The 21387-nt window shown below is 54.9% G+C and carries 20 protein-coding genes; 11 read left to right on the top strand and 9 right to left on the bottom strand.

Annotated elements, in window-relative coordinates:
- On the bottom strand, window positions 1-768 hold the full coding sequence (zupT, locus tag AAGQ96_RS18315; RefSeq protein WP_147199884.1) for a zinc transporter ZupT: 768 nt from the start codon (window positions 766-768) through the stop codon (window positions 1-3).
- 189 nt (window positions 769-957) lie between these two features.
- Here zupT and ygiD point away from each other — a divergent pair, with 189 nt between their 5' ends.
- Window positions 958-1743 (top strand): 4,5-DOPA dioxygenase extradiol, encoded by a 786-nt coding sequence (ygiD, locus tag AAGQ96_RS18310; protein ID WP_147199883.1) that lies wholly within the window; start codon window positions 958-960, stop codon window positions 1741-1743.
- Between the two features lie 82 nt (window positions 1744-1825).
- Here ygiD and AAGQ96_RS18305 read toward each other — a convergent pair whose 3' ends face one another.
- From AAGQ96_RS18305 to tolC, 3 genes are all read right to left on the bottom strand, one after another.
- Complete coding sequence (locus tag AAGQ96_RS18305; protein ID WP_342754257.1) at window positions 1826-2986, bottom strand: glutathionylspermidine synthase family protein; 1161 nt, start codon at window positions 2984-2986, stop codon at window positions 1826-1828.
- 6 nt (window positions 2987-2992) lie between these two features.
- Window positions 2993-3661, bottom strand: coding sequence for a DUF1190 family protein (locus AAGQ96_RS18300; RefSeq protein WP_147199881.1), 669 nt, complete (start codon window positions 3659-3661; stop codon window positions 2993-2995).
- 143 nt (window positions 3662-3804) lie between these two features.
- Window positions 3805-5283 carry an outer membrane channel protein TolC gene (tolC, locus tag AAGQ96_RS18295; protein ID WP_147199880.1) on the bottom strand — a complete coding sequence of 493 codons (1479 nt, stop codon included), beginning with the start codon at window positions 5281-5283 and terminating at the stop codon, window positions 3805-3807.
- A gap of 214 nt (window positions 5284-5497) precedes the next feature.
- On the opposite strand from tolC, the gene nudF reads away from it, so the two are divergent.
- From nudF to parE, 5 genes are read left to right on the top strand one after another with little or no spacing between them, the layout of a single operon-like run.
- A complete protein-coding gene (gene nudF, locus AAGQ96_RS18290) occupies window positions 5498-6133 on the top strand; it encodes an ADP-ribose diphosphatase (RefSeq protein ID WP_342754256.1) in 636 nt (211 codons plus the stop codon).
- The gene (locus tag AAGQ96_RS18285; RefSeq protein WP_342754255.1) at window positions 6130-6555 is read left to right on the top strand and encodes a DUF1249 family protein; all 426 of its coding nucleotides are present in this window, start codon (window positions 6130-6132) and stop codon (window positions 6553-6555) included. The genes nudF and AAGQ96_RS18285 overlap by 4 nt, the downstream gene beginning before the upstream one ends.
- 45 nt (window positions 6556-6600) lie before the next feature.
- Window positions 6601-7428 (top strand): 3',5'-cyclic-AMP phosphodiesterase, encoded by an 828-nt coding sequence (gene cpdA / locus AAGQ96_RS18280; protein WP_342754254.1) that lies wholly within the window; start codon window positions 6601-6603, stop codon window positions 7426-7428.
- A gap of 2 nt (window positions 7429-7430) precedes the next feature.
- Window positions 7431-8012 (top strand): esterase YqiA, encoded by a 582-nt coding sequence (yqiA, locus tag AAGQ96_RS18275; protein WP_342755590.1) that lies wholly within the window; start codon window positions 7431-7433, stop codon window positions 8010-8012.
- 47 nt (window positions 8013-8059) lie between these two features.
- Window positions 8060-9955 carry a DNA topoisomerase IV subunit B gene (gene parE / locus AAGQ96_RS18270; RefSeq protein WP_147199876.1) on the top strand — a complete coding sequence of 632 codons (1896 nt, stop codon included), beginning with the start codon at window positions 8060-8062 and terminating at the stop codon, window positions 9953-9955.
- Between the two features lie 58 nt (window positions 9956-10013).
- On the opposite strand, the gene AAGQ96_RS18265 is transcribed toward parE, so the two are convergent.
- The 4 genes from AAGQ96_RS18265 to AAGQ96_RS18250 form a co-directional block, all read right to left on the bottom strand.
- Entirely contained in the window at window positions 10014-10946 is a 933-nt protein-coding gene (locus AAGQ96_RS18265; RefSeq protein WP_342754253.1) for a nucleoside hydrolase, read from the bottom strand.
- Between the two features lie 23 nt (window positions 10947-10969).
- Window positions 10970-12496 carry an amino acid ABC transporter permease/ATP-binding protein gene (locus tag AAGQ96_RS18260; protein WP_147199874.1) on the bottom strand — a complete coding sequence of 509 codons (1527 nt, stop codon included), beginning with the start codon at window positions 12494-12496 and terminating at the stop codon, window positions 10970-10972.
- Window positions 12497-12517: 21 nt separating this feature from the next.
- The gene (locus AAGQ96_RS18255) at window positions 12518-13339 is read right to left on the bottom strand and encodes an ABC transporter substrate-binding protein (protein ID WP_147199873.1); all 822 of its coding nucleotides are present in this window, start codon (window positions 13337-13339) and stop codon (window positions 12518-12520) included.
- Window positions 13340-13424: 85 nt separating this feature from the next.
- A complete protein-coding gene (locus AAGQ96_RS18250; protein WP_147199872.1) occupies window positions 13425-13937 on the bottom strand; it encodes a flavin reductase family protein in 513 nt (170 codons plus the stop codon).
- Between the two features lie 247 nt (window positions 13938-14184).
- Here AAGQ96_RS18250 and AAGQ96_RS18245 point away from each other — a divergent pair, with 247 nt between their 5' ends.
- Genes AAGQ96_RS18245 through argE form a run of 3 tightly spaced genes read left to right on the top strand, consistent with a single transcriptional unit; the run spans window position 14185 to window position 16427 of the window.
- Complete coding sequence (locus tag AAGQ96_RS18245; protein WP_342754252.1) at window positions 14185-14604, top strand: RidA family protein; 420 nt, start codon at window positions 14185-14187, stop codon at window positions 14602-14604.
- A 1-nt stretch (window position 14605) separates the two neighbouring features.
- Entirely contained in the window at window positions 14606-15280 is a 675-nt protein-coding gene (locus AAGQ96_RS18240) for a DUF1028 domain-containing protein (RefSeq protein ID WP_147199870.1), read from the top strand.
- Entirely contained in the window at window positions 15273-16427 is a 1155-nt protein-coding gene (gene argE, locus AAGQ96_RS18235; protein ID WP_342754251.1) for an acetylornithine deacetylase, read from the top strand. The genes AAGQ96_RS18240 and argE overlap by 8 nt, the downstream gene beginning before the upstream one ends.
- Here argE and AAGQ96_RS18230 read toward each other — a convergent pair.
- Complete coding sequence (locus tag AAGQ96_RS18230) at window positions 16424-17371, bottom strand: LysR family transcriptional regulator (protein ID WP_147199868.1); 948 nt, start codon at window positions 17369-17371, stop codon at window positions 16424-16426. The two genes, argE and AAGQ96_RS18230, sit on opposite strands and share 4 nt — an antisense overlap.
- A 402-nt stretch (window positions 17372-17773) precedes the next feature.
- Between AAGQ96_RS18230 and AAGQ96_RS18225 the strand changes: the two genes are divergently transcribed.
- Window positions 17774-20143 carry a glycoside hydrolase family 3 C-terminal domain-containing protein gene (locus AAGQ96_RS18225; protein ID WP_147199867.1) on the top strand — a complete coding sequence of 790 codons (2370 nt, stop codon included), beginning with the start codon at window positions 17774-17776 and terminating at the stop codon, window positions 20141-20143.
- Between the two features lie 59 nt (window positions 20144-20202).
- Complete coding sequence (locus tag AAGQ96_RS18220; RefSeq protein WP_147199866.1) at window positions 20203-21288, top strand: ABC transporter substrate-binding protein; 1086 nt, start codon at window positions 20203-20205, stop codon at window positions 21286-21288.
- Window positions 21289-21387: the final 99 nt, after the last annotated feature.

Here is a 21387-nt window from a genome sequence, read left to right as displayed (position 1 = left end):
TTAACTCAGCCCGCTACTTTCCAGCAGCGTCAAGCTCAAGCCCATCACTGACATACCCGATAATACGCCATAGCTGGGATTAACGTCAGGTGCCACATCACGAGCCAGCGGCATCAGCTCATCTACCGATAGCGCGACCATGATACCGGCAACAGCAGCCATAATGGCACCCATGAGCACCGGAGAAATCAGCGGCCCCAGCAGCCAAAAAGCCAGAACGCCCCCCAGGATTTCCGCCATGCCGGAGACGCCAGCCCACAGCATTGCTTTGCTTTTTGAGCCTGTTGCGGCGTACATCGGCCCGGCAACCGCCAGTCCTTCAGGAATATTGTGAATGGCGACGGCGAGCGCGATACCCAGCCCCAGTTCCAGGTCGCTGCTGGCGGTGACGTAAGTGGCAATACCTTCCGGAAAATTGTGCAGGCTGATGCCCAACGTCAGCAGGATAGCGGTGCGTCGCAGATTACGGGGCGGTTTATCTCCCACCATCAAATCTTGCGGATGTTGATGAGGCAGCAGGCGATCGAGAGCAAAATAGCCGAGCAGGCCAATAATAAACATGCCATAGCCCATAATGGGCGACATGCCTTCAGCCCGCAGGGCGGCAGGCAGCATCTCCATTAATGAAATCAGCAGCATAATTCCGGCCGCAAAACCCAGTGCAAAAGCCAGCGCCCGGGGTGAGGGTTTCTGCCCAATCACGCCCAGAAATGCACCAAGAAACGTTGCAGCGCCAGCCAGTAAAGTCAGAAGTAAAGGCACAGACATGGTGTTCTCTCCGCAAAAATGAAAAGTATAGCCTTTGCTATACATTAGCAGAAGCTGACGCCCGGTAACGTCAGGAAATGTCTTTTTACCGTTCAAATTTCCTGAAGATCTTCATCATGGTTATCCGGGTTCATCCGCAGAAAAAAGGGCGTAAGGTATTCTCATTAAGCCAATATTCAGAGGATTATCATGAGTCAATCACGTATGCCCGCACTGTTCTTAGGCCATGGTAGCCCAATGAATGTGCTGGAAGAGAATGTCTATACCCAAACCTGGCGTCAGCTGGGAAAAACGTTGCCGCGCCCTGAAGGGATTATTGCCGTTTCGGCTCACTGGTACACCAGAGGCACTGCCGTTACCGCGATGGAAAAGCCGCGCACTATTCACGATTTCGGCGGTTTTCCTCAGGCGCTGTTCGATACCCATTATCCGGCGCCCGGTTCACCAGCGCTGGCAAAGGAAGTGGCAGAAGCGCTGTCGCCGGTTGATGTGCATCTGGATCAGGAATGGGGCTTTGACCATGGTTCATGGGGCGTGCTGATAAAAATGTATCCGCAGGCGGATATTCCAGTCGTGCAGCTTAGCGTCGATGGCACGAAGCCAGCCGCATACCATTATGAGCTGGGGCGTAAGCTCGCGGCCCTGCGCGAACGCGGCATAATGATTGTCGCCAGCGGTAATGTGGTGCATAACCTGCGCATGGCGCGCTGGCAGGGCGATGCGGAGCCTTATCCGTGGGCGTCTTCGTTTAATGATTATGTGCGGGATAATCTGCAATGGCAGGGAACGGCAGAGCAGCATCCGCTGGTGAATTTTATGCAGCACAGCGGGGCTGAGCTATCTAACCCAACGCCCGAGCATTATTTACCTTTACTGTATGTGCTGGGCGCTCGCCAGCCAGATGAAGCCGTTTCTATACCGGTAGACGGGCTGGAAATGGCCTCGTTAAGTATGCTGTCGGTGCAGGTAGGCTAAAACAGACTGTTGACGTAGTGCTGGCGCGAGGAACCCGGACTGAGGCAAGAAACGGCATCCATGCCGACTCGATCCGGATCGCTTATTCCACAAAAGTATGCGGATAAAAACGAGACAGATCCTGCGTGATCAGGTCGCGATCCTCGCGCAGACCAATACCAGCTGGCCGATCGTCGATCAGCCAGCTGCCGATTAGCGTATAGCTGTCGCCGAACTTAGGCAGCGGATGGAACTGCTGTACGATCATGCCTTCTTCACCGTAAGGGCCATCTACCCGGGCAATTTCTTTGCCGTTTTCAACGATGCGGATGTTAGCGCCTTCGCGGGAAAACAGCGGCTTAACCACATATTTATCCATCGCGGGCACGTTGTCTTCGGCAAAGTAAGCGGGCAGCAGGTTGGGATGGTTAGGGAACATTTTCCACAGCATCGGCAGCAGCGCTTTATTGGAGATGATGCTTTTCCAGGCCGGTTCCAGCCAGCGCACGCCAGCATCTTCCAGCTTGGTAGAGAAGGTTTCCCGCAGCATAAATTCCCACGGATAAAGCTTAAACAGATTACCGATCACCCGATCGTCTACGTCGGTAAACTGACCTTTTTCGCCAAGACCAATTTCATCGATAAACAGGAATTCACTGGGCAATCCCGCTTCCGCCGCACAGTCCTGTAAATACTGTACTGTTCCGCGATCTTCATCCGTATCGCGGCAGCAGGCAAAATGCAGCCAGCTAAAGCCATGCTGCTGGTGCAGCGCCGCAAAGCGTTCGATAAGTTTTTCTTGCAAGCTGTTGAACTGATCGCTGCCTGCGGGCAAATTACCGGCGCGCAGCTGATCCTCCAGCCAAATCCACTGGAAAAAAGCGGCCTCATACAGCGAGGTTGGCGTATCGGCATTGTTTTCTAATAGTTTTGCGTCAGTTTGACCATCCCAGGCCAGATCCAGCCGTGAATAAAGTGAAGGCTGATTGGTTTTCCAGGATGAGCGCACAAATTCCCAGGTATGCTTTGGAATACGGAACTTAGCCAGTAACTCTTCGCTACCGACCACCTTATCGACAACCTGTAAACACATCTGATGCAGTTCACTGGTCACATCCTCCAGCTTTTCAATCTGCTGAAGGTTGAATTCGTAGTAAGCGTCTTCACACCAGTAGGGTTCTCCGTGCATGGTATGAAAACGGAAGCCGTACTCGGTGGCTTTTTCACGCCAGTCAGGACGTTCGGTAATCGCTCGACGTTTCATTAACCGTCAGCCCCCGAACGAACGGCTGGAGCCGGATGTGGCGCTGCTGCGCTGCATGGTGGACTGTTTAGCAACGCTTTCGCCAAAGCCACCACGCGTTACCGTACTGGTCGTTGCAGGTTTTGGCGCCAGTGCTGTTTTCGGCACGGTCATCGTGCGGCCAGGCGTGGCAGTTCCAAAGCTTTTACCGCTGGCATCGACAAACTTCCCGTTTGCCGGGCTACCCGGTGCGCGTGAGGTAAACAACGGTTGCTGAGCAAAGCCCGCACCGCCGCCCATCAGCCGGCCCATCATGTAGCCTGCCATCAACGGCATCCAGAAGCTGCCGCTCTGCTGTGATTCAGCATTTGTGCTGCCCACACCAGCCTGAGCCGGGGCCTGCTGGCACTGACCTTCGCCAAATTCAGCAACGCACTCCTCGCGGCTGGCATATTTCGGCGCCGTTTTTTCCGCTTCTTTTTTGGCATTGTTATATGCCGTGGTGCACTGCTCGCTTTTACCCGGATTGGCGCTTGAGCAGTCATCCGCGTTTTGATACAGCGAGACGGTTTCATCCGATTGTTCGCAACCGGCCAGCATAAAGACCGCGGTCACGGCAAGAGCGACCGGCGTCAGATGACGTGCGCTCCAGCTTTTACGAAAGGAGGCATGATTAATTGTTTTTGTCCGTTTCATTTTGTTCAATCCTGTGCCCAAAGGTAAGCATAGAATAGGGGAACAGCGGTTGAAATTGAAGCGATGAAGGGCGAGTCGGCGGGGTCTTTACTTAGCTATACGTTCATGGCTGAAAAGGGGCAGTATGCACTGCCCCAAACGTTTTAATGGCGGAAAGGATTCCGATTATTGCTGGCGGGTGCAGGGCTGTTAACCGCAGGGGCAACCGCGCTGGTTTTCACTGCTTCGGGCGCAGAATTATCCGCAGCGGCATCCTGCTGCGTGTTCTCCGGCGCGACCGTTTCCGGTGACGTAGGAACCTCTTTACCCAGGCGAGTGTTCAGCGTCGCCAGATCCTGCTCATTCAGCGTACCGAGCGCAGACTTGATGTTTAGCTCGTTAATCATGTAGCTGTAGCGCGCATTGGAAAGCTGCTGTTTGGCGTTAAACAGCGTGGTGGTAGCGTCCAGTACGTCAACGATGGTACGAGTCCCGACCTGATAACCTGCTTCCATCGCATCCAGAGAGCTTTGCGCAGACACAACGGCCTGCTTGTAAGCGTTGATGCTGCTGATAGATGCATTCACGTTATTAAACGATGAACGCACGGTCTGCACCGCAGTACGGTGAGCGCTTTCCAGCTGCTCGCTGGCTGCAACATACGCATACTGCGCCTGTTTTACCTGCGAGGTGACGGCGCCACCGCTGTATAACGGCAGAGTGAAGCTCAGACCGACCTGATTCTGACCGCTAATACTGTCCTGATAAGCTGCGCTGTTGGCGCGGCTCCCGCCGTACTTGCTGTTAGACAAACCGGATGAAGCGGTCAGATCCAGCGTTGGCATATGGCCGGTTTCCGCATAGCGGATCTGCTCGCGGGCCAGATCCTGGTTCAGGCGAGCGGAGAGCAGGCTGAGGTTGCGGCTTTCCGCTTCTTTCAGCAGCGCATTAACCGGCTGAGGTTTTTCCGTTTGAAAACGGTCAACGTTCAGCGAGGCCAGACCAGGATAGTAGTTGCCGGTTACCTGACGCAGCGTTTCGACATTGTTATCCAGATCGTTACGCGCCGTGACTTCGTTGGCCAGCACGGTATCGTACTGTGAACGGGCGTTCTGTACGTCAGTGATGGCAACCAGACCAACGTTAAAACGCTGTGTGGTTTGATCCAGCTGGCGATAGATCGACTGTTTCTGCGATTCAACGTAGGAAAGCGTATCAATGGCGTTTAATACATTAAAATAGGCAGTAGCGGTATTCAGGATCAGCGTTTGCTGCGCGGTCTGGTAGGTGACATCCTGTACACCCGCCGTTTTTTCCTGAAGGGTCAGGGCGCGCCATTTTGACATGTCAAAAATGGTTTGCGTCAGCTGCAGCGTGCCGCTGGTGGTATTGGAGTGCAGGCCGCTGCTGTCGCGATAACCATTGTTATAGGTATAATCAGCACCCAGGCCTAACTGCGGCAGCAACGGGCTGCGAGACTCGTTGATTTTCTCAAAGGCGGCATCGCGATCGGCTGCAGAACTGCGAAGATCGGGGTTAGACAACCGGGCCTGCTGATAAACTTGCAGCAGATTTTCCGCCTGGCTGGCGACGCTGAAGCCGCCCAGGCTCAGGCCGATAAGTAAAGGGAGCAGTTTCTTCATTTGCATTCCTTGTTATGCAGCAAAATTGCTATGGTAGCGCTGTCGTAAGCCAAAAAAATTATCGCCGATTCTAACAGAGTAAAGGAAACAGATAAGTTGGCTGAAAGTGCCATGTTGCCATAATTTACTCAAATAATTCATCAAGAACTACACTCTGAGCGGTTCAGGCCGTACTTTCCCTATTTTTAGTCTCACCGGTAGAAGAGAGGAAACGATGGAAAACGAAAAAAAATACCCAGTGACTTTCGGCAAAAACGATGTAGAAATTATTGCACGCGAGACGCTCTACAGCGGTTTTTTTTCGCTTATCCGCTATCGCTTTCGCTATTCCTTGTTTAACGGCGGGATGAGTAAAGAGGTAGAAAGAGAAGTTTTTGAACGCGGTCACGCCGCGGTCCTGCTGCCTTACGATCCGGTCAGAGACGAAGTGGTGCTGATTGAACAGATCCGTATTCCGGCTTTTGACACCAGCCCAACGCCCTGGCTGTTAGAATTAGTCGCCGGTGTTATTGAACCCGGTGAAACGCCAGAACAGGTGGCGCGCCGTGAAGCAGTAGAAGAAGCCGGAATCACCCCAGCCCGTGTTAAACCCGTCCTCAGCTATCTGGCGAGTCCGGGCGGTACCAGCGAACGGTTGGAGATTCTGGTGGGAGAAGTGGATGCCAGCGTGGCACAGGGAAACCACGGTCTGGAGGAAGAGAATGAGGATATTCTTGTCCATGTGGTCAGTCGCGAGCAGGCTTATCAATGGGTGGAAGAGGGGAAAATAGATAACGCGGCTTCCGTCATCGCCTTGCAATGGCTGGAACTGCACTATAAAAAACTACGCGAAGAGTGGAAAACCGAATGATGAAGCGCTATGTACCTGATTTTCCCGAAATGATGCGGATCTGCGAAACGAATTTCGCACAGCTGCGTCGCCTGTTGCCGAAAGGAGATCGGGCGGGTGAGGCTATTACTTATCAGGTGAACGGTGCCAGCTACACAGTGACTATCCAGGAATCAACACGATACACTACCCTGGTTGAGATCAAACAAACCGCGCCGGCTGTCAGCTACTGGAGTCTGCCCGCCATGTCCGTGCGTCTGTATCACGACGCGATGGTCGCTGAAGTGTGTTCCACGCAGCAGATCTATCGCTTTAAAGCACGCTATGATTATCCCAATAAAAAGCTGCATCAGCGTGATGAAAAGCATCAGATAAACCAGTTTCTGGCAGACTGGCTGCGCTACTGTTTATCGCATGGCGCGCTGGCCGTTCCGGTTTGTTGAATCCGTCACTGTAAGCTGTGATGGCGTTAACCCTAAGGACATTGATTGGATAGCCTGTTAAAACTTCCTGTGGAAAGTGGGGCCCGGGTCAGGATTTTACAGATAACGGATACCCACCTTTTTGCTGGTAAACACGAAACGCTGCTGGGGGTAAATACCTGGGCCAGTTTTGATGCGGTATTGCAGGCCATTTCAGCCTGCCAGCAGCCGTATGATTTGATCGTCGCCACGGGCGATCTGGCACAGGATCATTCCGTTGAAGCCTATCAGCATTTCGCTGAGGGCATTGCTCGTCTGCCTGCGCCTTGCGTCTGGCTGCCGGGCAACCATGATTTCCAGCCAGCGATGTTCAGTACGCTTGCCGAATCGCAAATTGCCGATCAAAAGCATGTGCTGGTGGGCGAACACTGGCAAATCGTGCTGCTGGACAGTCAGGTCTTTGGCGTGCCGCACGGTGAGCTGAGCGACTACCAGCTGGAGTGGCTGGAGAAAACGCTGGCGATTGCACCCGAGCGACATACGCTGGTGCTGTTGCATCATCACCCGCTGCCTTCCGGCTGTACGTGGCTCGATCAGCACAGCCTGCGCAATTCCCACATGTTGGAAGCGGTGCTTAAGCGTTACCCGCTGGCGACCACGCTGCTTTGCGGCCATATTCATCAGGATTTGGATCTGGACTGGAACGGCCGCCGCCTGCTGGCTACGCCCTCAACCTGTGTCCAGTTCAAACCGCACTGTACCAGCTTTACGATTGATTCAGAGGCGCCGGGCTGGCGCTGGTTGGACCTTCACGCTGACGGCCGCGTTGAAACGCAGGTCGAGCGCCTGCAAACCCGCGCCTTTAGCCCCAATCTCGATTCCGAAGGATATTGATGATGGCCACGCTGCTTTATCTGCACGGTTTTAACAGTTCGCCGCAGTCAGCCAAGGCCACTCAGTTCCAACGCTGGCTGGCCGCGCATCATCCGGGAATCAACGTGCACGTTCCGCAACTGCCTGCTTTTCCTGGCGAAGCGGCCATCATGCTGGAAAACTATATCCTCTCTTCGTCGGGGGAGACGATTGGCATTGTTGGCTCGTCGCTGGGCGGTTATTACGCCACCTGGCTGTCGCAGTGTTTTCTGCTGCCTGCCGTGGTGGTCAATCCTGCCGTGCGGCCTTTCGAGCTGCTGGCGGATTATCTGGGCGACAACGAGAACCCGTACAACGGCCAACAATATGTGTTAGAGTCACGCCACATTTACGATCTGAAAGTGATGCAGATCGACCCGCTGGAGTCACCAGATTTGCTCTGGCTGCTTCAGCAAACGGGCGATGAAGTGCTCGATTACCGTCAGGCTCTGGACTATTACAACGCCTGCCGCCAGACGGTAGAAGAGGGCGGCAATCACGCTTTTATCGGATTCGAACGCCATTTCTCCCCGATCCTCGACTTCCTGGGCCTGTCCGACGCCTGAAGCGATGCGTGGAGCCTGGCAACCATTTAGCGACCAAGATTTATACGATGACTCAATCCAGCTATAACGCTGACTCCATTGAGGTACTCAGCGGCCTTGAACCCGTTCGTCGCCGTCCGGGAATGTACACCGATACGTCACGTCCTAACCATTTAGGTCAGGAAGTGATCGATAACAGCGTCGATGAGGCGCTGGCGGGCCATGCCAAACGCGTCGAAGTGATCCTGCATGCTGACCAGTCGCTGGAAGTTATTGACGACGGACGCGGCATGCCGGTTGATATTCACCCTGAAGAAGGGGTGCCAGCCGTTGAGCTGATTTTCTGCCGTCTGCACGCGGGCGGTAAATTCTCTAACAAAAACTACCAGTTCTCCGGCGGCCTGCACGGCGTGGGGATTTCGGTGGTTAACGCCCTGTCAACGCGAGTCGAAGTTACCGTTCGTCGTAATGCTGAAGTCTATGAAATGGCTTTTGAAAATGGCGAAAAAGTGCAGGATTTGCACGTTACCGGCACGGTCGGCAAGCGTAACACCGGTACCCGAGTGCGCTTCTGGCCCGATGGTTCCTTCTTCGACAGCCCGCGCTTCTCTGTTTCACGTCTCAGCCATTTGCTGAAGGCGAAGGCGGTGCTTTGCCCGGGCGTTGAGATTGTTTTCAAAGATAAAGTTAACAATACCGAGCAGACCTGGTGCTATGCCGATGGCCTGACCGATTATCTGATGGAAGCGGTAAACGGCCTGCCTACGCTGCCTGAGAAGCCGTTTGTCGGCACCTTTGCGGGTGATATTGAAGCGGTAGACTGGGCGCTGCTGTGGCTGCCGGAAGGCGGCGAGCTGCTGACCGAAAGCTACGTGAACCTGATCCCGACCATGCAGGGCGGTACGCACGTCAACGGCCTGCGTCAGGGGCTGCTGGATGCGATGCGCGAGTTCTGTGAATTCCGTAATATTCTGCCGCGCGGTGTCAAACTGTCGGCGGAAGATATCTGGGATCGCTGCGCTTACGTGCTGTCAGTGAAGATGCAGGATCCCCAGTTCGCCGGCCAGACCAAAGAGCGCCTTTCGTCACGTCAGTGCGCCGCGTTCGTGTCCGGCGTGGTAAAAGACGCCTTCAGCCTGTGGCTGAACCAGAACGTACAGGCCGCAGAGATGCTGGCCGAGCTGGCCATCTCCAGCGCACAGCGTCGTATGCGTGCGGCGAAGAAGGTGGTGCGTAAGAAGCTGACCAGCGGCCCGGCATTGCCCGGCAAGCTGGCCGACTGTAGCGCGCAGGATCTGAACCGCACCGAGCTGTTCCTGGTGGAAGGGGATTCCGCAGGCGGATCGGCCAAGCAGGCGCGCGATCGTGAATATCAGGCGATCATGCCGCTGAAGGGCAAAATCCTTAACACCTGGGAAGTCTCTTCCGATGAGGTGCTGGCTTCGCAGGAAGTGCATGATATTTCTGTCGCTATCGGCATCGATCCCGACAGCGAAGATATGTCTCAGCTGCGCTACGGCAAAATCTGTATCCTCGCGGATGCCGACTCCGATGGTTTACATATCGCTACGCTGCTTTGTGCGCTGTTTGTTCGCCACTTCCGCACGCTGGTGAAAAACGGCCATGTCTACGTTGCGATGCCGCCGCTGTACCGCATCGATCTGGGTAAAGAGGTCTATTACGCGCTGGACGAAGAAGAAAAAGCGGGCATTCTGGACCAGCTGAAACGCAAAAAGGGCAAGCCTGGCGTGCAGCGCTTTAAAGGTCTGGGTGAGATGAATCCGCTTCAGCTGCGTGAAACCACGCTCGATCCCAATACTCGTCGCCTGGTCCAGTTGACGATTGAAGACGATGAAGTGGAAAAAACCATGGCGGTAATGGATATGCTGCTGGCGAAGAAACGCTCGGAAGATCGTCGTAACTGGCTACAGGAAAACGGCCATACGGCGGATATCGAGGTCTGATTTTCGCACAGCGATATGAAGCCCGGTTATGCGAAAGCTAACCGGCTTTTTTATGGGGTCAGGCCGCAGGATTGACGCGCAGGCTGTCCAGAAAAGCGGCTTTCACCTTCGCCGTATCCACGCCCAGACACACTGTTTGCTGGTGACAATGCGCAAAAGGATTGAAGCGAGACGCTAACTGCGTGAGCTGCCGCAACGTCTGTCCAAGAGTAATGCCTTCGCAGACCACCCTGAGCGGGGATTTCACTGTCGTAAAGAACTCGGGATGATCCAGCCACGAGATGGTCAAGGTATCGTGCAGCGCCATGCCTTCAAAACCTTCTTTTTCCAGGCTGTAACGCAGATAACCTTTTGAAATAGCGGTTAACACTGGCAGGTTTAGCCCACGGATATCTTCACCGGTGATCGGCACCTCATGAGTAACATCCAGCGGCAGCAGCACCACTGGCAGAGCCGAAGAGAGTACCTGATCGGCCGCGTGCGGATCTTTCCAGATATTGAATTCGCTGTGCGGCGTTACGTTACCGGCGTGGCCGTGCGTGCCGAAAGCACCGCCCATAATTACCACCTCTTTTACCAGCGGGATGATCTCCGGGGCGAGATTAATAGCGGTAGCGATATTGGTCAGGGGGCCGATAGCCACCAGCGTCACTTCTCCCGGCAGCCCTTTTACGGTATCAATGATAAAACTGACGGCATTATCAGCCTGTTCATCGAAAGGATTAGCTAACGCATCTCCCAGCCCATCGCCGCCATGCACCGCTGCGGCACTACTGACCTGTGCCAGCCCCATTGGGCGCGAGCAACCGCGAAAAATCGGGACGTTCAGGCCAATCTCCCGTGAGAACAATTTGGCATTTTTAACCGCCTGACCCACCGCCACATTGCCGAAAACCGTAGTGATCCCCAGTATATTTTGCGTTTTTGCCGCGTAAGCCAGCGCAAAAGCGTCATCAACGCCAATATCCGTATCAAAAATTATCTTTCTCATCACCTTCTCCGTTGGGCGTGAATTCAACCCGTGGCAAAATTAACGTCTTTCAGGAAGGCTTTGATTCGTGGATGCTCTCCATCCTGCAATATCTGTGGTGCATCATCACAAACCACGCGACCTTTCTCCATAAACACAATGCGGTCCGACACCTTGAAAGCGAAGTTCATCTCATGGGTGACAATCACCATGGTGATGCCTTCTCCGGCCAGCGTTTCAATGACCTGTAGCACCTCGTTCACTTTTTCAGGATCGAGAGCGGAAGTGGGTTCGTCGAACAGCATAATTTGCGGCCGCATCATTAGCGCCCTGGCGATTGCCACACGCTGCTGCTGCCCGCCAGAAAGCTGATGCGGATACTTCATCGCCTGGTCCAGCATGCCGACTTTTTGCAGCATGACGCAAGCCTGATGTTTCAGTTCATCCAGCGGCGCGGTGCGATGGTAGCGAGGGGCCAGTAGCAGATTGTTCATGACCGTTAAATGCGGGAACAGGTTGAAGCTCTGGAACACCATGCCAATGTTCAGCCGGTGTTCATCATGCTCAATAAAGCGGGGTTTTTGCGACCCATGTTGGCTTAGCTGAATAAACGGCTGACCGTTAATGCGAATTTCACCGTTATCAATCTGCTCCAGACCGTTCAGCAGGCGGATTAGCGTCGTTTTACCTGAGCCGGACGGACCGATAACTGAAACCACTTCACCAGGCTGAATTTGCAGGCTAACCGCACCCAGCACCTCTACATTGTTATAGGCTTTGTGTAGCTTAGAGGCCTGTAACGCCGGGATAGTCTGTGCAAGCGTGGGGCGCACCGTAGCAGGCAACGGCTGAGAGGCGACAGCCCGTAGCGCCGGATCCAGAGGTCGAGTTGTGTTGCGCTGGGTAACATCCAGATAGCGCTCCAGCCTTTTCAGCAGAAAATCAAACACCGTGACGATTAGCACATAGTAAAACGCGACTGCCGCCATCGTCTCCATGACCAGGAAGTTTTGCGAATAGAGACGCTGGCCCACCATCAGGATTTCGGTCAGTGAAATAACCGATACCAGCGAGCTGAGCTTCACGATAGAGATATATTCATTTGCCAGCGAAGGCAGCGCCACGCGGATCGCCTGTGGAATCACGATCCGCCACTGAATCCCGGCATAGCGCAGGCCGAGGGCATGCGCAGCTTCACGCTGCCCTTTTGGAATGGATAACAAGCCACCACGATGGATCTCAGCAATATAGGCTGTTTCGCTCAGCACCAGCGCAATCAGCCCTGCCCAGAAAGGATCGCTGAGCAGAGCGGAAGACGCTGGCATCGCTTGCGGCAGGTTATAAACAAAAATCAGCAGCACCAGCAGGGGCAGGCTGCGGAACAGCCAGATATAAACGCGGGCGGGAACGGACAACCAGCGCCGGGACGCCTGTTTGCCCAGCGCCAGCACAAAGCCCAGCACAATGCTGATCGCCCAGCTTGCCAGGCTCAGTTTGCAAACCGTCCAGCTCGCCAGCCAAAAGTCTGTGTCGGTAAACAGACTCAGTAAGTAATTCCAGTCAAAAGTCATGCTTGTTCTCCCGTCGCAGGATTACTGTTTCAGAGCCTGAATATCGACGTCCTGCGGTTCAGCAAGATGGTATTTTTGCAACAGGGTGGCGTACTGGCCGCTGGCTTTATATGCTGCAATACCGTCGGTTAACTGCTGTTTGAATGCCGGGTTAGCTTTGCTGACGCCTAGTCCCACCAATACCGGATAGAGCAGCGTGTCGGACGTTATGGCCAGGCGGCCCTTCATTTTTTCCACTACCTGGCTGGCAACCGCCGCATCGGTCATCTGCACTTCTACCGCATGGGAAAGCATTGCTTGCGTGACTTGAGGATCGGTTGAAAATTCACTGACTTCAATCGGCTTCTGTCCCTGCTTTACGCAGTAATCAGCGGAAAGAGCATGGAGCTTTTCCAGCCAGTAGGTGCCCTGCATCGAACCGACTTTATGACCGCACAGCGCTTCCGGCTTTTTCGGTTTAAAGCTGCTGTTGCTGAGGGCGATCAATGATTCGCCGGTTTTCAGATAAGGGATCATCTCGATCACTTTGCTGCGTTCGGGCGTAATAAACAGCGCGGAGGCGATCAGCTCATAGCGTTTTGCCTGTAAACCTGGGATGAGATTGGTAAAGCGGGTGTCGATATATTGCGGTTCCAGCTTCATTGCCTTCGCCACGCCATCAATAAACTCAATATCGAAACCGGCAGGTGCCTTATCGTTAAGGTATTCATACGGTGGAAAAGTGATGTCGCTGCCGACGGTCAGTTTACCCGGGGTCATTACCGCCGCCTGAACATAAGCGGTGGAGGCCAGCAGGGTCAGCGTTAAGCATTGAGCGATCTGTTTAATCCGCAGGTGGGTCATGTTTACTCTCCGGTGCAGGTGTAATGAATTCTATTGGCCTCTTCGGGCAGCCTGTTCACAGCAATACAGCAATAAAGCCGGGTGCTTAAGGCTGATCCCGCTGGATCAGCACATACTGTCGCGCCTGCCTTGCCAGCGGAATGCCGGGGTGACAATGCACGTTTTTCACCATGCCAATCAGCATTACATGGCTGTTTAGCACCAGCTGATTTGTCAGCTGGCAGTCAAAGTTGGCAACCGCACCGTGCAGCAGTGGATGGCCTTCGGGGCTTTCGCCCCAGTCAGGCGAATCAAAAGCCTGCGCATTACGACCGGACGTGGCGAAAGTCTGGACGAGGGGTTTTTGTAATTCAGAGAGCACATTGATGCTGAAGCCGCCGTTTTGCTCAATCGCCGGGCACAGCGGACTGTCACGGTGCAGGCAGATCATCAGCAGACGCTGCGCGGCAGAAACGAAGGTCAGGCTGTTGAGTGTGCCGCCCGCCTTGCCGTCCGCGCCATCGCTGGCGACGAGATACACGCCGCTTACGCAGTTTTCCATCGCGCTAACAAACGCATCCCGAGTAATCAGCGGTAACTCTTTAACAATGGAATGCATAGCCAGGTCCTCAGTTAGTCAGGCTCGAGTATGTTCATGACCAACGTGAAAGATAAATGTGTATTTTTTTAGGCTCTGGCACCAAAAAAACGAGGTTCGCTAAGGCCAGTTTTCCCCTAAGTCCTGCAAATAAAAATCCTTATTTATTTTCTGCCCCACAGGCACCAAAAATGAGTTTGCTCTGTCCTGGGCGTTAGCGGCAAACAAAGCGGCTTCCGTCTCCTCTTTAATCTGTAAGGAACCCACGATGAGTCAACCGACCCATACCCGCATCCGTATGTTTAATACCAAAGATACCTATCCTAATCAGGCGCTGAATAATGACCTCTGTCAGGCGGTCCGTGCCGGGAATACCGTTTATGTTCGCGGCCAGGTCGGCACCGATTTTGACGGCAATCTGATTGGGCTGGGCGATGCAGCATTGCAGGCAGAGCAGGCGATGAAAAATATCAAGCAGCTGCTGGAAGAAGCGGGTAGCGACCTCAGCCATATAGTGAAAACCACCACTTATATTATCGATCCGCGCTATCGCGAACCGGTCTATCTGGAAGTGGGCAAGTGGCTGAAAGGCGTTTTCCCCATCTCCACCGGGCTGGTTGTTTCTGCGCTGGCGCAGCCGCAGTGGCTGGTGGAAATTGACGTGATTGCCGTGATCCCGGAGGCATAACATGACCTTTTCCATTGCCGGTTTTTGTCCTCGCAGCGGCCAGTACGGTATTGCTCTCAGTTCATCCAGCATGGCGGTAGCGGCGCGTTGCCCCTGGCTGATGAGCGGCGTGGGCGCGGTATCAAGCCAGAACGTTACGCTGCCTGCGCTGGGGCCGAAAATCCTCAACCGGTTGGCGCAGGGCGAAAGTGCGACAGCGGCCCTGGCAGCGGAAATGGCCGCCGAACCTTTTGCCGACTGGCGACAGGTGACGGTGCTGGACAGCAGGCAGAGCGCCGTGTGGTCTGGCTTACATACGCTGGGCACTCACCATCAGCACCAGGGACTGAACTGCGTGGCGGCGGGCAATATGCTGGCCACTGCGGAGGTAATTGAGGCCATGGTCAGTCAATTCTGCGTCGAGCCGTCGCTGTCGCTGGGCGACCGGCTGATCGCTGCCTTGCAGGCTGGTTTACAAGCCGGTGGCGAAGCCGGACCGGTCTATTCCGCCGGATTGAAGGTGGTGAGTAGCGAAAGCTGGCCGCTAACCGATCTGCGCGTCGACTGGCATGAAAAGGATGCGATTGGTGAACTGGCGCGCATCTGGCAGATGTGGCAACCGCAGAGCGAAGCGTACCTGACTCGCGCTGTTAATCCGGCGGAAGCGCCGAGTTACGGTGTTCCTGGCGATGAGTAAACTCAACACGCGGGCATTGCTGGCCGAACTGATCGCCTTTAACACCGTTAGTAGCGAGAGCAATCTGGCACTGATTAACTACGTCCGCGACTATCTGGCGGAATATGGCGTAAGTTGCCAGGTTTTGATCGATGGTAGCGGTCAAAAGGCTAATCTGCTGGCGGTCATCGGCCCGCAAGAGCTGCCCGGGATTGTCTTGTCAGGCCATACTGATGTGGTAGCGGTTGAGGGGCAACACTGGCAAAGCGATCCGTTTATTCTGCGCGAGGCCGATGGCCGGTTATATGGTCGGGGTGCGGCGGATATGAAAAGCTGGCTGGCGGCGGTGCTGGCGCTGGTGCCAGAACTGGTGGCGCGGCCGCTGCGTCAGCCGGTATGGCTGGCGTTCAGTCACGATGAAGAAGTAGGCTGCAAGGGCGTGCCGGGGCTGCTGGCGCATATCGATCGTCTGCCGGTACTGCCTGCCGTCTGTATTGTCGGCGAACCCACGGAGATGCGTCCAGTTCTCGGGCACAAAGGAAAAATCGCGCTGCGCTGCGCTGTCACGGGTTATGCCAGCCATTCGGCCTATACGCCACAGGGCGTGAACGCGATTGAATACGCCGTGCAGATTATCCAGCGGTTAATGACGCTGGCAGAGCGGTTGCAGCAGGAGAAAAACGTCGCCTTCGATCCCCCTTTTTCCACCCTGCAGACAGGCGTCATTCGCGGTGGCGAGGCGTTAAATATCGTGCCTGCTTCCTGCCAGTTTGATTTTGAAATTCGTACGCTGCCGGATGTAGATGCGCAACCGATAGTTGATGAAATCACGGCGTGGTGTGAACGTGAGCTGGTGCCGCAGATGCAGCGCATTTCGCCTGATTGCACTATCGTCTTTAGTCCGCTGAGCCACTATCCCGGCCTGCAAACGCAAAGCACCGCAGCGACAGATGAAGTTATGGCGCTACTACCCTCACCGGCAGCGTTAAGCACCGTGGCTTTTGGTACCGAGGGTGGCCTGTTCCAGCAGCATGGTATTCCTACCCTGGTTTGCGGCCCTGGCTCAATGGCACAGGGGCATAAGCCGGATGAATTTGTCAGTGTGCAGCAGCTGGCAGAGTGCGATGCGTTTCTGCTCCGTCTCTGCCATCGGCTGCAAATCGTTTAAGCTACTGAAAGCGGTGGCAATTCAGATTCGCTGATATGCTCCGGCGTCAGTTCCTGTGCCCGGCAGTAATCCATAAACAACTGCGTGGGGCGAGTCGGTTCAGCGTGGCGTAAATGCGCCATCACCAGGCATGATCCTTCCATCTCATCGCGAATGGTGACCCGCTTCACGCGCTTACCGTCATAGGTAAAGTCCGGGAAGGGGCGGGTCACCAGTAGCGAAAAGCCAAATCCCTGACCGACCATGCAGCGTACCATCTCAATCGACGGCGAACTGAAGGCCACCTTCGGTGAAAGCCCCTTCTGCTTGAAGATATCCAGGAAATAGTTCCGGCTCGGCACGACGTCCAGCAAGATCATCGGCTCGTGGCTCAGTTCTTCCAGGCTAATGCTGCTGCGCAAGGCCAGCGGGTGATCGGCAGGCAGCAGCGCATAAGGCTTTTGTGGTGCTTTCAGCTGTTCGGCATGAATACTGTTGTCCAGCTCATGGCGGTAAAGGATTGCCATATCAAAGCGTCCGCGATGCAAACCGTCGGTTAACTCGTGCTGCTCGCCGTCATAGATCTGCACTTCAATATTGGGATAGAGCTTTTTGAAACCGGCAATAAGCTTTGGCATATACAGCGGCGCGGCGGTTTCAAAACAGCCGACGGAAAGCGTGCCTGCCACCAAATCATTATCCGCCCGGGCATTCTGTTCAAACTGCCGGGACATTCTCAGCAGCTCGGCGGCTTTTTCATAAAACCGGCGTCCGCTGGGCGTCAGCGAGACGCCCTGCGCGTGATGACGGATAAAAAGCTGCTGTTCAAAACTCTCTTCGAGGCCTTTGATCGCCGTTGAAATGGAAGGCTGAGCGATATGCAGATGGCGTGATGCCTCGGCAATGCTGCGATGCTCAACCACGGTAACAAAATATTTAAGCTGTCGGAGGGTGAAATGCGCCATATGCAGGTGATCTCTCTGATTAGTATTTGGTTATGTCAGAGCTTTCCGTAAGAACAAAAAAGCGATGCAGGCAGCAGTTGCAATAACTGTGCCACAGGAAATACGTGCTAGCTCGCTGATAACTTACTGTACAGCAGGCGAATTGCGCTGGGAGGGTGCAATCGTTTGCGACCTGGCTGGGCAGTGGCGCTATTTCAGGGCAAAAAAACATCAGTTTCTGGCTTTTCTCTGCTCTCCGCTGCGTTATTTATGACGCAGGGAATCCTGCGCAGTTGGATAGTTTTTTTAACTCCAGTGACAAACATTTTACTTCTTTCGCCGCGGTTTCTAACCGGGCCATATTGAATGCCAGCGCAACAGTGGCGACTGCTCGCCGCTTTCATCTCACAGGAAAACACTGGCATGAGCACTGTTTTATCTCAGCACGAGAAATTTTTATCTCTGGCCAAATCGATGACGCCGGAAGAGCTGGGCGACATTCTTAGCGGTCACGGCATGTGGAAAACCGAAGCCAATGCCCGGCTGGGGATCCCGCATATTGTTATGACCGATGGCACCTACGGCGTGCGCTACTCCATCCAGCAAATTGAACAGGATGAGAAGGGGGGCCAGGACTTCGAAGCCTTCCTGAACGTGGTTAACCAGCGGGCGAAAGATGTGGAAGTGGCCTGGGGAACTATGCGCCCCGCTACCTGTTTCCCCAACGGGTCCAGTTTTGCCTGTAGCTGGGACGTGAATCTGGCACAGACGCTGGGTGAAGCGCTGGGTAAAGAGTGCCAGCATCTGGGCGTTAACCTGCTGCTCGGGCCTGGCATCAACATCCGCCGTACGCCACTGGGCGGCCGCAGCTACGAATACTATTCCGAAGACCCCTTAATCAGCGGCGAGATGGCGACTGGCGTAATTAACGGTCTGCAACGGCAGGGCGTTGGCGCATCTTTAAAGCATTTTGCCTGTAACAATTCAGAAGTTGAGCGCACCAGCATGAACTCGATCGTTGATGAGCGTGCGCTGCGGGAAATTTATCTGCGCGGCTTTGAGCGCGCCATCAAACAGTCGCAGCCCTGGACGGTCATGAGTTCCTATAACCGACTAAACGGCGTACATACCGCCGAAAACAGCTGGTTGCTGGAGGAGGTGCTCCGTCAGGAATGGGGCTTTGAAGGCGTGGTGGTAGCAGACTGGCATGGAATTAAAGATCGCCCGCTCTCGCTGATGGCCGGCAACGATCTCGACATGCCAGAAAGCGAAACGCGCAGGGCGAGTCTGGTCAGGGCGCTAAAAGCGGGAGAAGTGCCACGTACGCAGGCCGAGCGTTCAGCAGAACGTATCCTCAACCTGATCCACAAAGCGAAAGACGCGGAACAACCCGGCACCCCGATGGAAACCGATGCGCATCATCTGCTGGCGCGCAGGATGGTGGCCGAATCCATCGTGTTGCTAAAAAACAGCAATCAGGCTCTGCCGCTGGAAGCTGCAAGCTGCCGTCATCTGCTGATTGTCGGTGAAGGCGCCAGGAAGCCCGTAATCCAGGGATCGGGCTGCGCCACCACGACGCCGACGCAGGTGGATATTCCCTACGACGAAATCCGCAAACATTGCGGCGACAACGTCACCCTGAACTGGTGTCAGGGCACCAGCGATGAAGTGGCTGATCGGCCGTCATTGCGCGAAGAAGCTTGTAAAGCGGCGCGCCAGGCCGATCGCGTGGTGGTGTTTGTTAACAGCGAAGATGGTTATGACGGCGAAGGATCAGACCGTCGCACGCTGGGTTTGCAGCAGGGTCATGATGAATTAATCCGCGCGCTGGCAGCGGTCAACGACAACGTGATTGTGGTGCTGGCTAATCCTGATGCGGTGGTGATGCCGTGGCTGGATCGGGTCAGTGCCGTCGTGGAAACCTTCTACGCCGGTCAGGCGATGGGCGGCGGTCTGGCAGACGTACTGTTCGGTGTGGTGAATCCCTGCGGCAAGCTAACGGTGACTTTCCCTCAGCGTATTGAAGACATTCCCGGCTGGCACAGCTACCCCGGCGAAAATGGCCGTCATTACTACAGCGAAGGGATCTTCGTCGGCTATCGCTGGTACGACGCCCGTAACGTCGAGCCGTTGTTCCCGTTCGGTTATGGCCTCAGTTACAGTCAGTTTGCCTATAGCGATATTGAGCTGGACCGCGATAGCCTGCGCGATGGTGAAGAAGTGACGGTCAGCTTTACGCTAAGCAATACCGGCTCGCGTGCCGGAAAAGAGATCTGCCAGCTCTACAGCCACTATCAGACATCTTCGCGCTCGCGGGCCGAGCAGGAGCTACGTGCGTTCTGCAAAGTTGAATTACAGGCGGGTGAACAGCGTCGCGTAGCGCTGACCGTTCCCGCTGCCGACTTACGCTACTACGACACGGGTCGCCAGCAGTGGATCCTTGAAGCGGGTGACGTGTTGCTTCGCGTCGGGCCAAACTCGCGAGACCTGCCGCTTGAGGGCAGTCTGCACTGTGAGAGTAAGGTCGGAAAGTACCGACTCATCTCGCGTGATACGCAGCCAATTTTCGTGCTGGAAAATCCGCTGGCGCGTGACTATTTCAACCGCTTCTTGCAGGTGCAACTGTCGGTGAACGCCGCCGATGCGGACCGCATGCTGGAACACTGCAAAAACTCATTCTTCAGTATTTTCACCACCTTTGACCGCCGTTTCCGCCAGCGCTTTACCGCGGAGGAAATCGACCAGCTGATTGCGGAAGTTAACCTTGCCATTAAAGAGCAGGAACAAGCGTAGAAAAATCACCGGCATCCGTGTCGGCTCATTAAAACTTTTCGTGATGCAGGGGAACCAGGATGAAAGAGAACAAAACGTATACCCGTCGTGATGCGCTGAAGCTGGGGATTGGGGCCGCCGTTACCGCCGCCGTTGCCCCGATGATCATCAGTCGTCCGGCGCGGGCGGCGGAAGTCACCACTCTGACCGTCGCCGACGTGGGCGGCCCTTACGGCACGGGATTTGGCAAAGCATTTTACAAGCCGTTTGAAGAAGAGACCGGCATCAAAATCATTAATACGGTGCTGGGTCCCGACCCGGTACCGCAGTTCCAGATGATGGTGGATACCAAAAACTACCTGTTTGACGTGGCGCTGCTCAACCCGGAGCACCTGGTGCGCCTGAACAAAATGCCGAAACCGTATCTGGAAGATCTGCATCTGCAAGTGCCGGATCCGCAGAATTATGTGAAAGGTTCGATTACCTCTCAGTTTGGCGGTGTCAGTATTTACGCACTGGCATTAGGCTACCGGACTGACGCCTTTAACGGCAAAACGGCACCCACCAACTGGACAGATTTCTGGGACACCGCCAAATTCAATGGCCGTCGCGGCCTGTGGCGCAGCCCGGTCTGTACATTGGAACTGGCGCTGATGGCCGACGGCGTCGATCCAAAAAAACTCTATCCGCTGGATGTCGATCGGGCTTTCCGCAGCCTCGATAAAATCCGCAAAAGCATTGATGTCTGGTGGACCAGCGGCGCGCAGGCCACGCAGATGCTGCAAAGCGGCGAGCTGGACATGATGAGTATCTGGAGCACTCGCGCCCAGACCGCGATTGATGCCGGTACGCCAGCCAATATCGCCTGGGGCCAGGGTCTTTATAACATCGATGGTTTCAGTATTCCGCACGGCAGTCCGAAGCTGGAAGCAGCACGCAGATTTATCCATTTCTGTATGGATGCGAAACGTCAGTCGCTGTACACCAACGATTTGGCGTGCGGGCCGACCAACATCAAAGCCTACGACTTTATCGACAAGAAAAAAGCGGCTCTGTTGCCGACGGCACCGGACCATATCCAGGGGCTGGCACTGCTGGGCGCAGATTATTGGGGCGATAACCAGGTCGCGCTGACCGAACGCTTTGAAAAATGGGTCATGAGTTAATCCGGGTGAGGGTGCTTTGCACCCGACCTGTATTCCCTGAGCGTTGAGTTTGCCTGCCGTCTGCGGTGACGCCTGAGCGTCACCCGTTCTTTGGGAGAA

Source organism: Pantoea sp. MBD-2R, assembly GCF_039134845.1.
Taxonomy (GTDB): domain Bacteria; phylum Pseudomonadota; class Gammaproteobacteria; order Enterobacterales; family Enterobacteriaceae; genus Erwinia.
Note: the sequence above shows the minus strand (reverse complement) of the source record. Positions and strands in the feature narration are given on the sequence as shown.

What these genes read in the sequence shown, in the direction of transcription:
- zupT (WP_147199884.1), bottom strand. Translation starts at nt 768, where the DNA reads ATGTCTGTGCCTTTACTTCTGACTTTACTGGCTGGCGCTGCAACGTTT.
- ygiD (WP_147199883.1), top strand. Translation starts at nt 958, where the DNA reads ATGAGTCAATCACGTATGCCCGCACTGTTCTTAGGCCATGGTAGCCCA.
- AAGQ96_RS18305 (WP_342754257.1), bottom strand. Translation starts at nt 2,986, where the DNA reads ATGAAACGTCGAGCGATTACCGAACGTCCTGACTGGCGTGAAAAAGCC.
- AAGQ96_RS18300 (WP_147199881.1), bottom strand. Translation starts at nt 3,661, where the DNA reads ATGAAACGGACAAAAACAATTAATCATGCCTCCTTTCGTAAAAGCTGG.
- tolC (WP_147199880.1), bottom strand. Translation starts at nt 5,283, where the DNA reads ATGAAGAAACTGCTCCCTTTACTTATCGGCCTGAGCCTGGGCGGCTTC.
- nudF (WP_342754256.1), top strand. Translation starts at nt 5,498, where the DNA reads ATGGAAAACGAAAAAAAATACCCAGTGACTTTCGGCAAAAACGATGTA.
- AAGQ96_RS18285 (WP_342754255.1), top strand. Translation starts at nt 6,130, where the DNA reads ATGATGAAGCGCTATGTACCTGATTTTCCCGAAATGATGCGGATCTGC.
- yqiA (WP_342755590.1), top strand. Translation starts at nt 7,431, where the DNA reads ATGGCCACGCTGCTTTATCTGCACGGTTTTAACAGTTCGCCGCAGTCA.
- parE (WP_147199876.1), top strand. Translation starts at nt 8,060, where the DNA reads ATGACTCAATCCAGCTATAACGCTGACTCCATTGAGGTACTCAGCGGC.
- AAGQ96_RS18265 (WP_342754253.1), bottom strand. Translation starts at nt 10,946, where the DNA reads ATGAGAAAGATAATTTTTGATACGGATATTGGCGTTGATGACGCTTTT.
- AAGQ96_RS18260 (WP_147199874.1), bottom strand. Translation starts at nt 12,496, where the DNA reads ATGACTTTTGACTGGAATTACTTACTGAGTCTGTTTACCGACACAGAC.
- AAGQ96_RS18255 (WP_147199873.1), bottom strand. Translation starts at nt 13,339, where the DNA reads ATGACCCACCTGCGGATTAAACAGATCGCTCAATGCTTAACGCTGACC.
- AAGQ96_RS18250 (WP_147199872.1), bottom strand. Translation starts at nt 13,937, where the DNA reads ATGCATTCCATTGTTAAAGAGTTACCGCTGATTACTCGGGATGCGTTT.
- AAGQ96_RS18245 (WP_342754252.1), top strand. Translation starts at nt 14,185, where the DNA reads ATGAGTCAACCGACCCATACCCGCATCCGTATGTTTAATACCAAAGAT.
- AAGQ96_RS18240 (WP_147199870.1), top strand. Translation starts at nt 14,606, where the DNA reads ATGACCTTTTCCATTGCCGGTTTTTGTCCTCGCAGCGGCCAGTACGGT.
- argE (WP_342754251.1), top strand. Translation starts at nt 15,273, where the DNA reads ATGAGTAAACTCAACACGCGGGCATTGCTGGCCGAACTGATCGCCTTT.
- AAGQ96_RS18230 (WP_147199868.1), bottom strand. Translation starts at nt 17,371, where the DNA reads ATGGCGCATTTCACCCTCCGACAGCTTAAATATTTTGTTACCGTGGTT.
- AAGQ96_RS18225 (WP_147199867.1), top strand. Translation starts at nt 17,774, where the DNA reads ATGAGCACTGTTTTATCTCAGCACGAGAAATTTTTATCTCTGGCCAAA.
- AAGQ96_RS18220 (WP_147199866.1), top strand. Translation starts at nt 20,203, where the DNA reads ATGAAAGAGAACAAAACGTATACCCGTCGTGATGCGCTGAAGCTGGGG.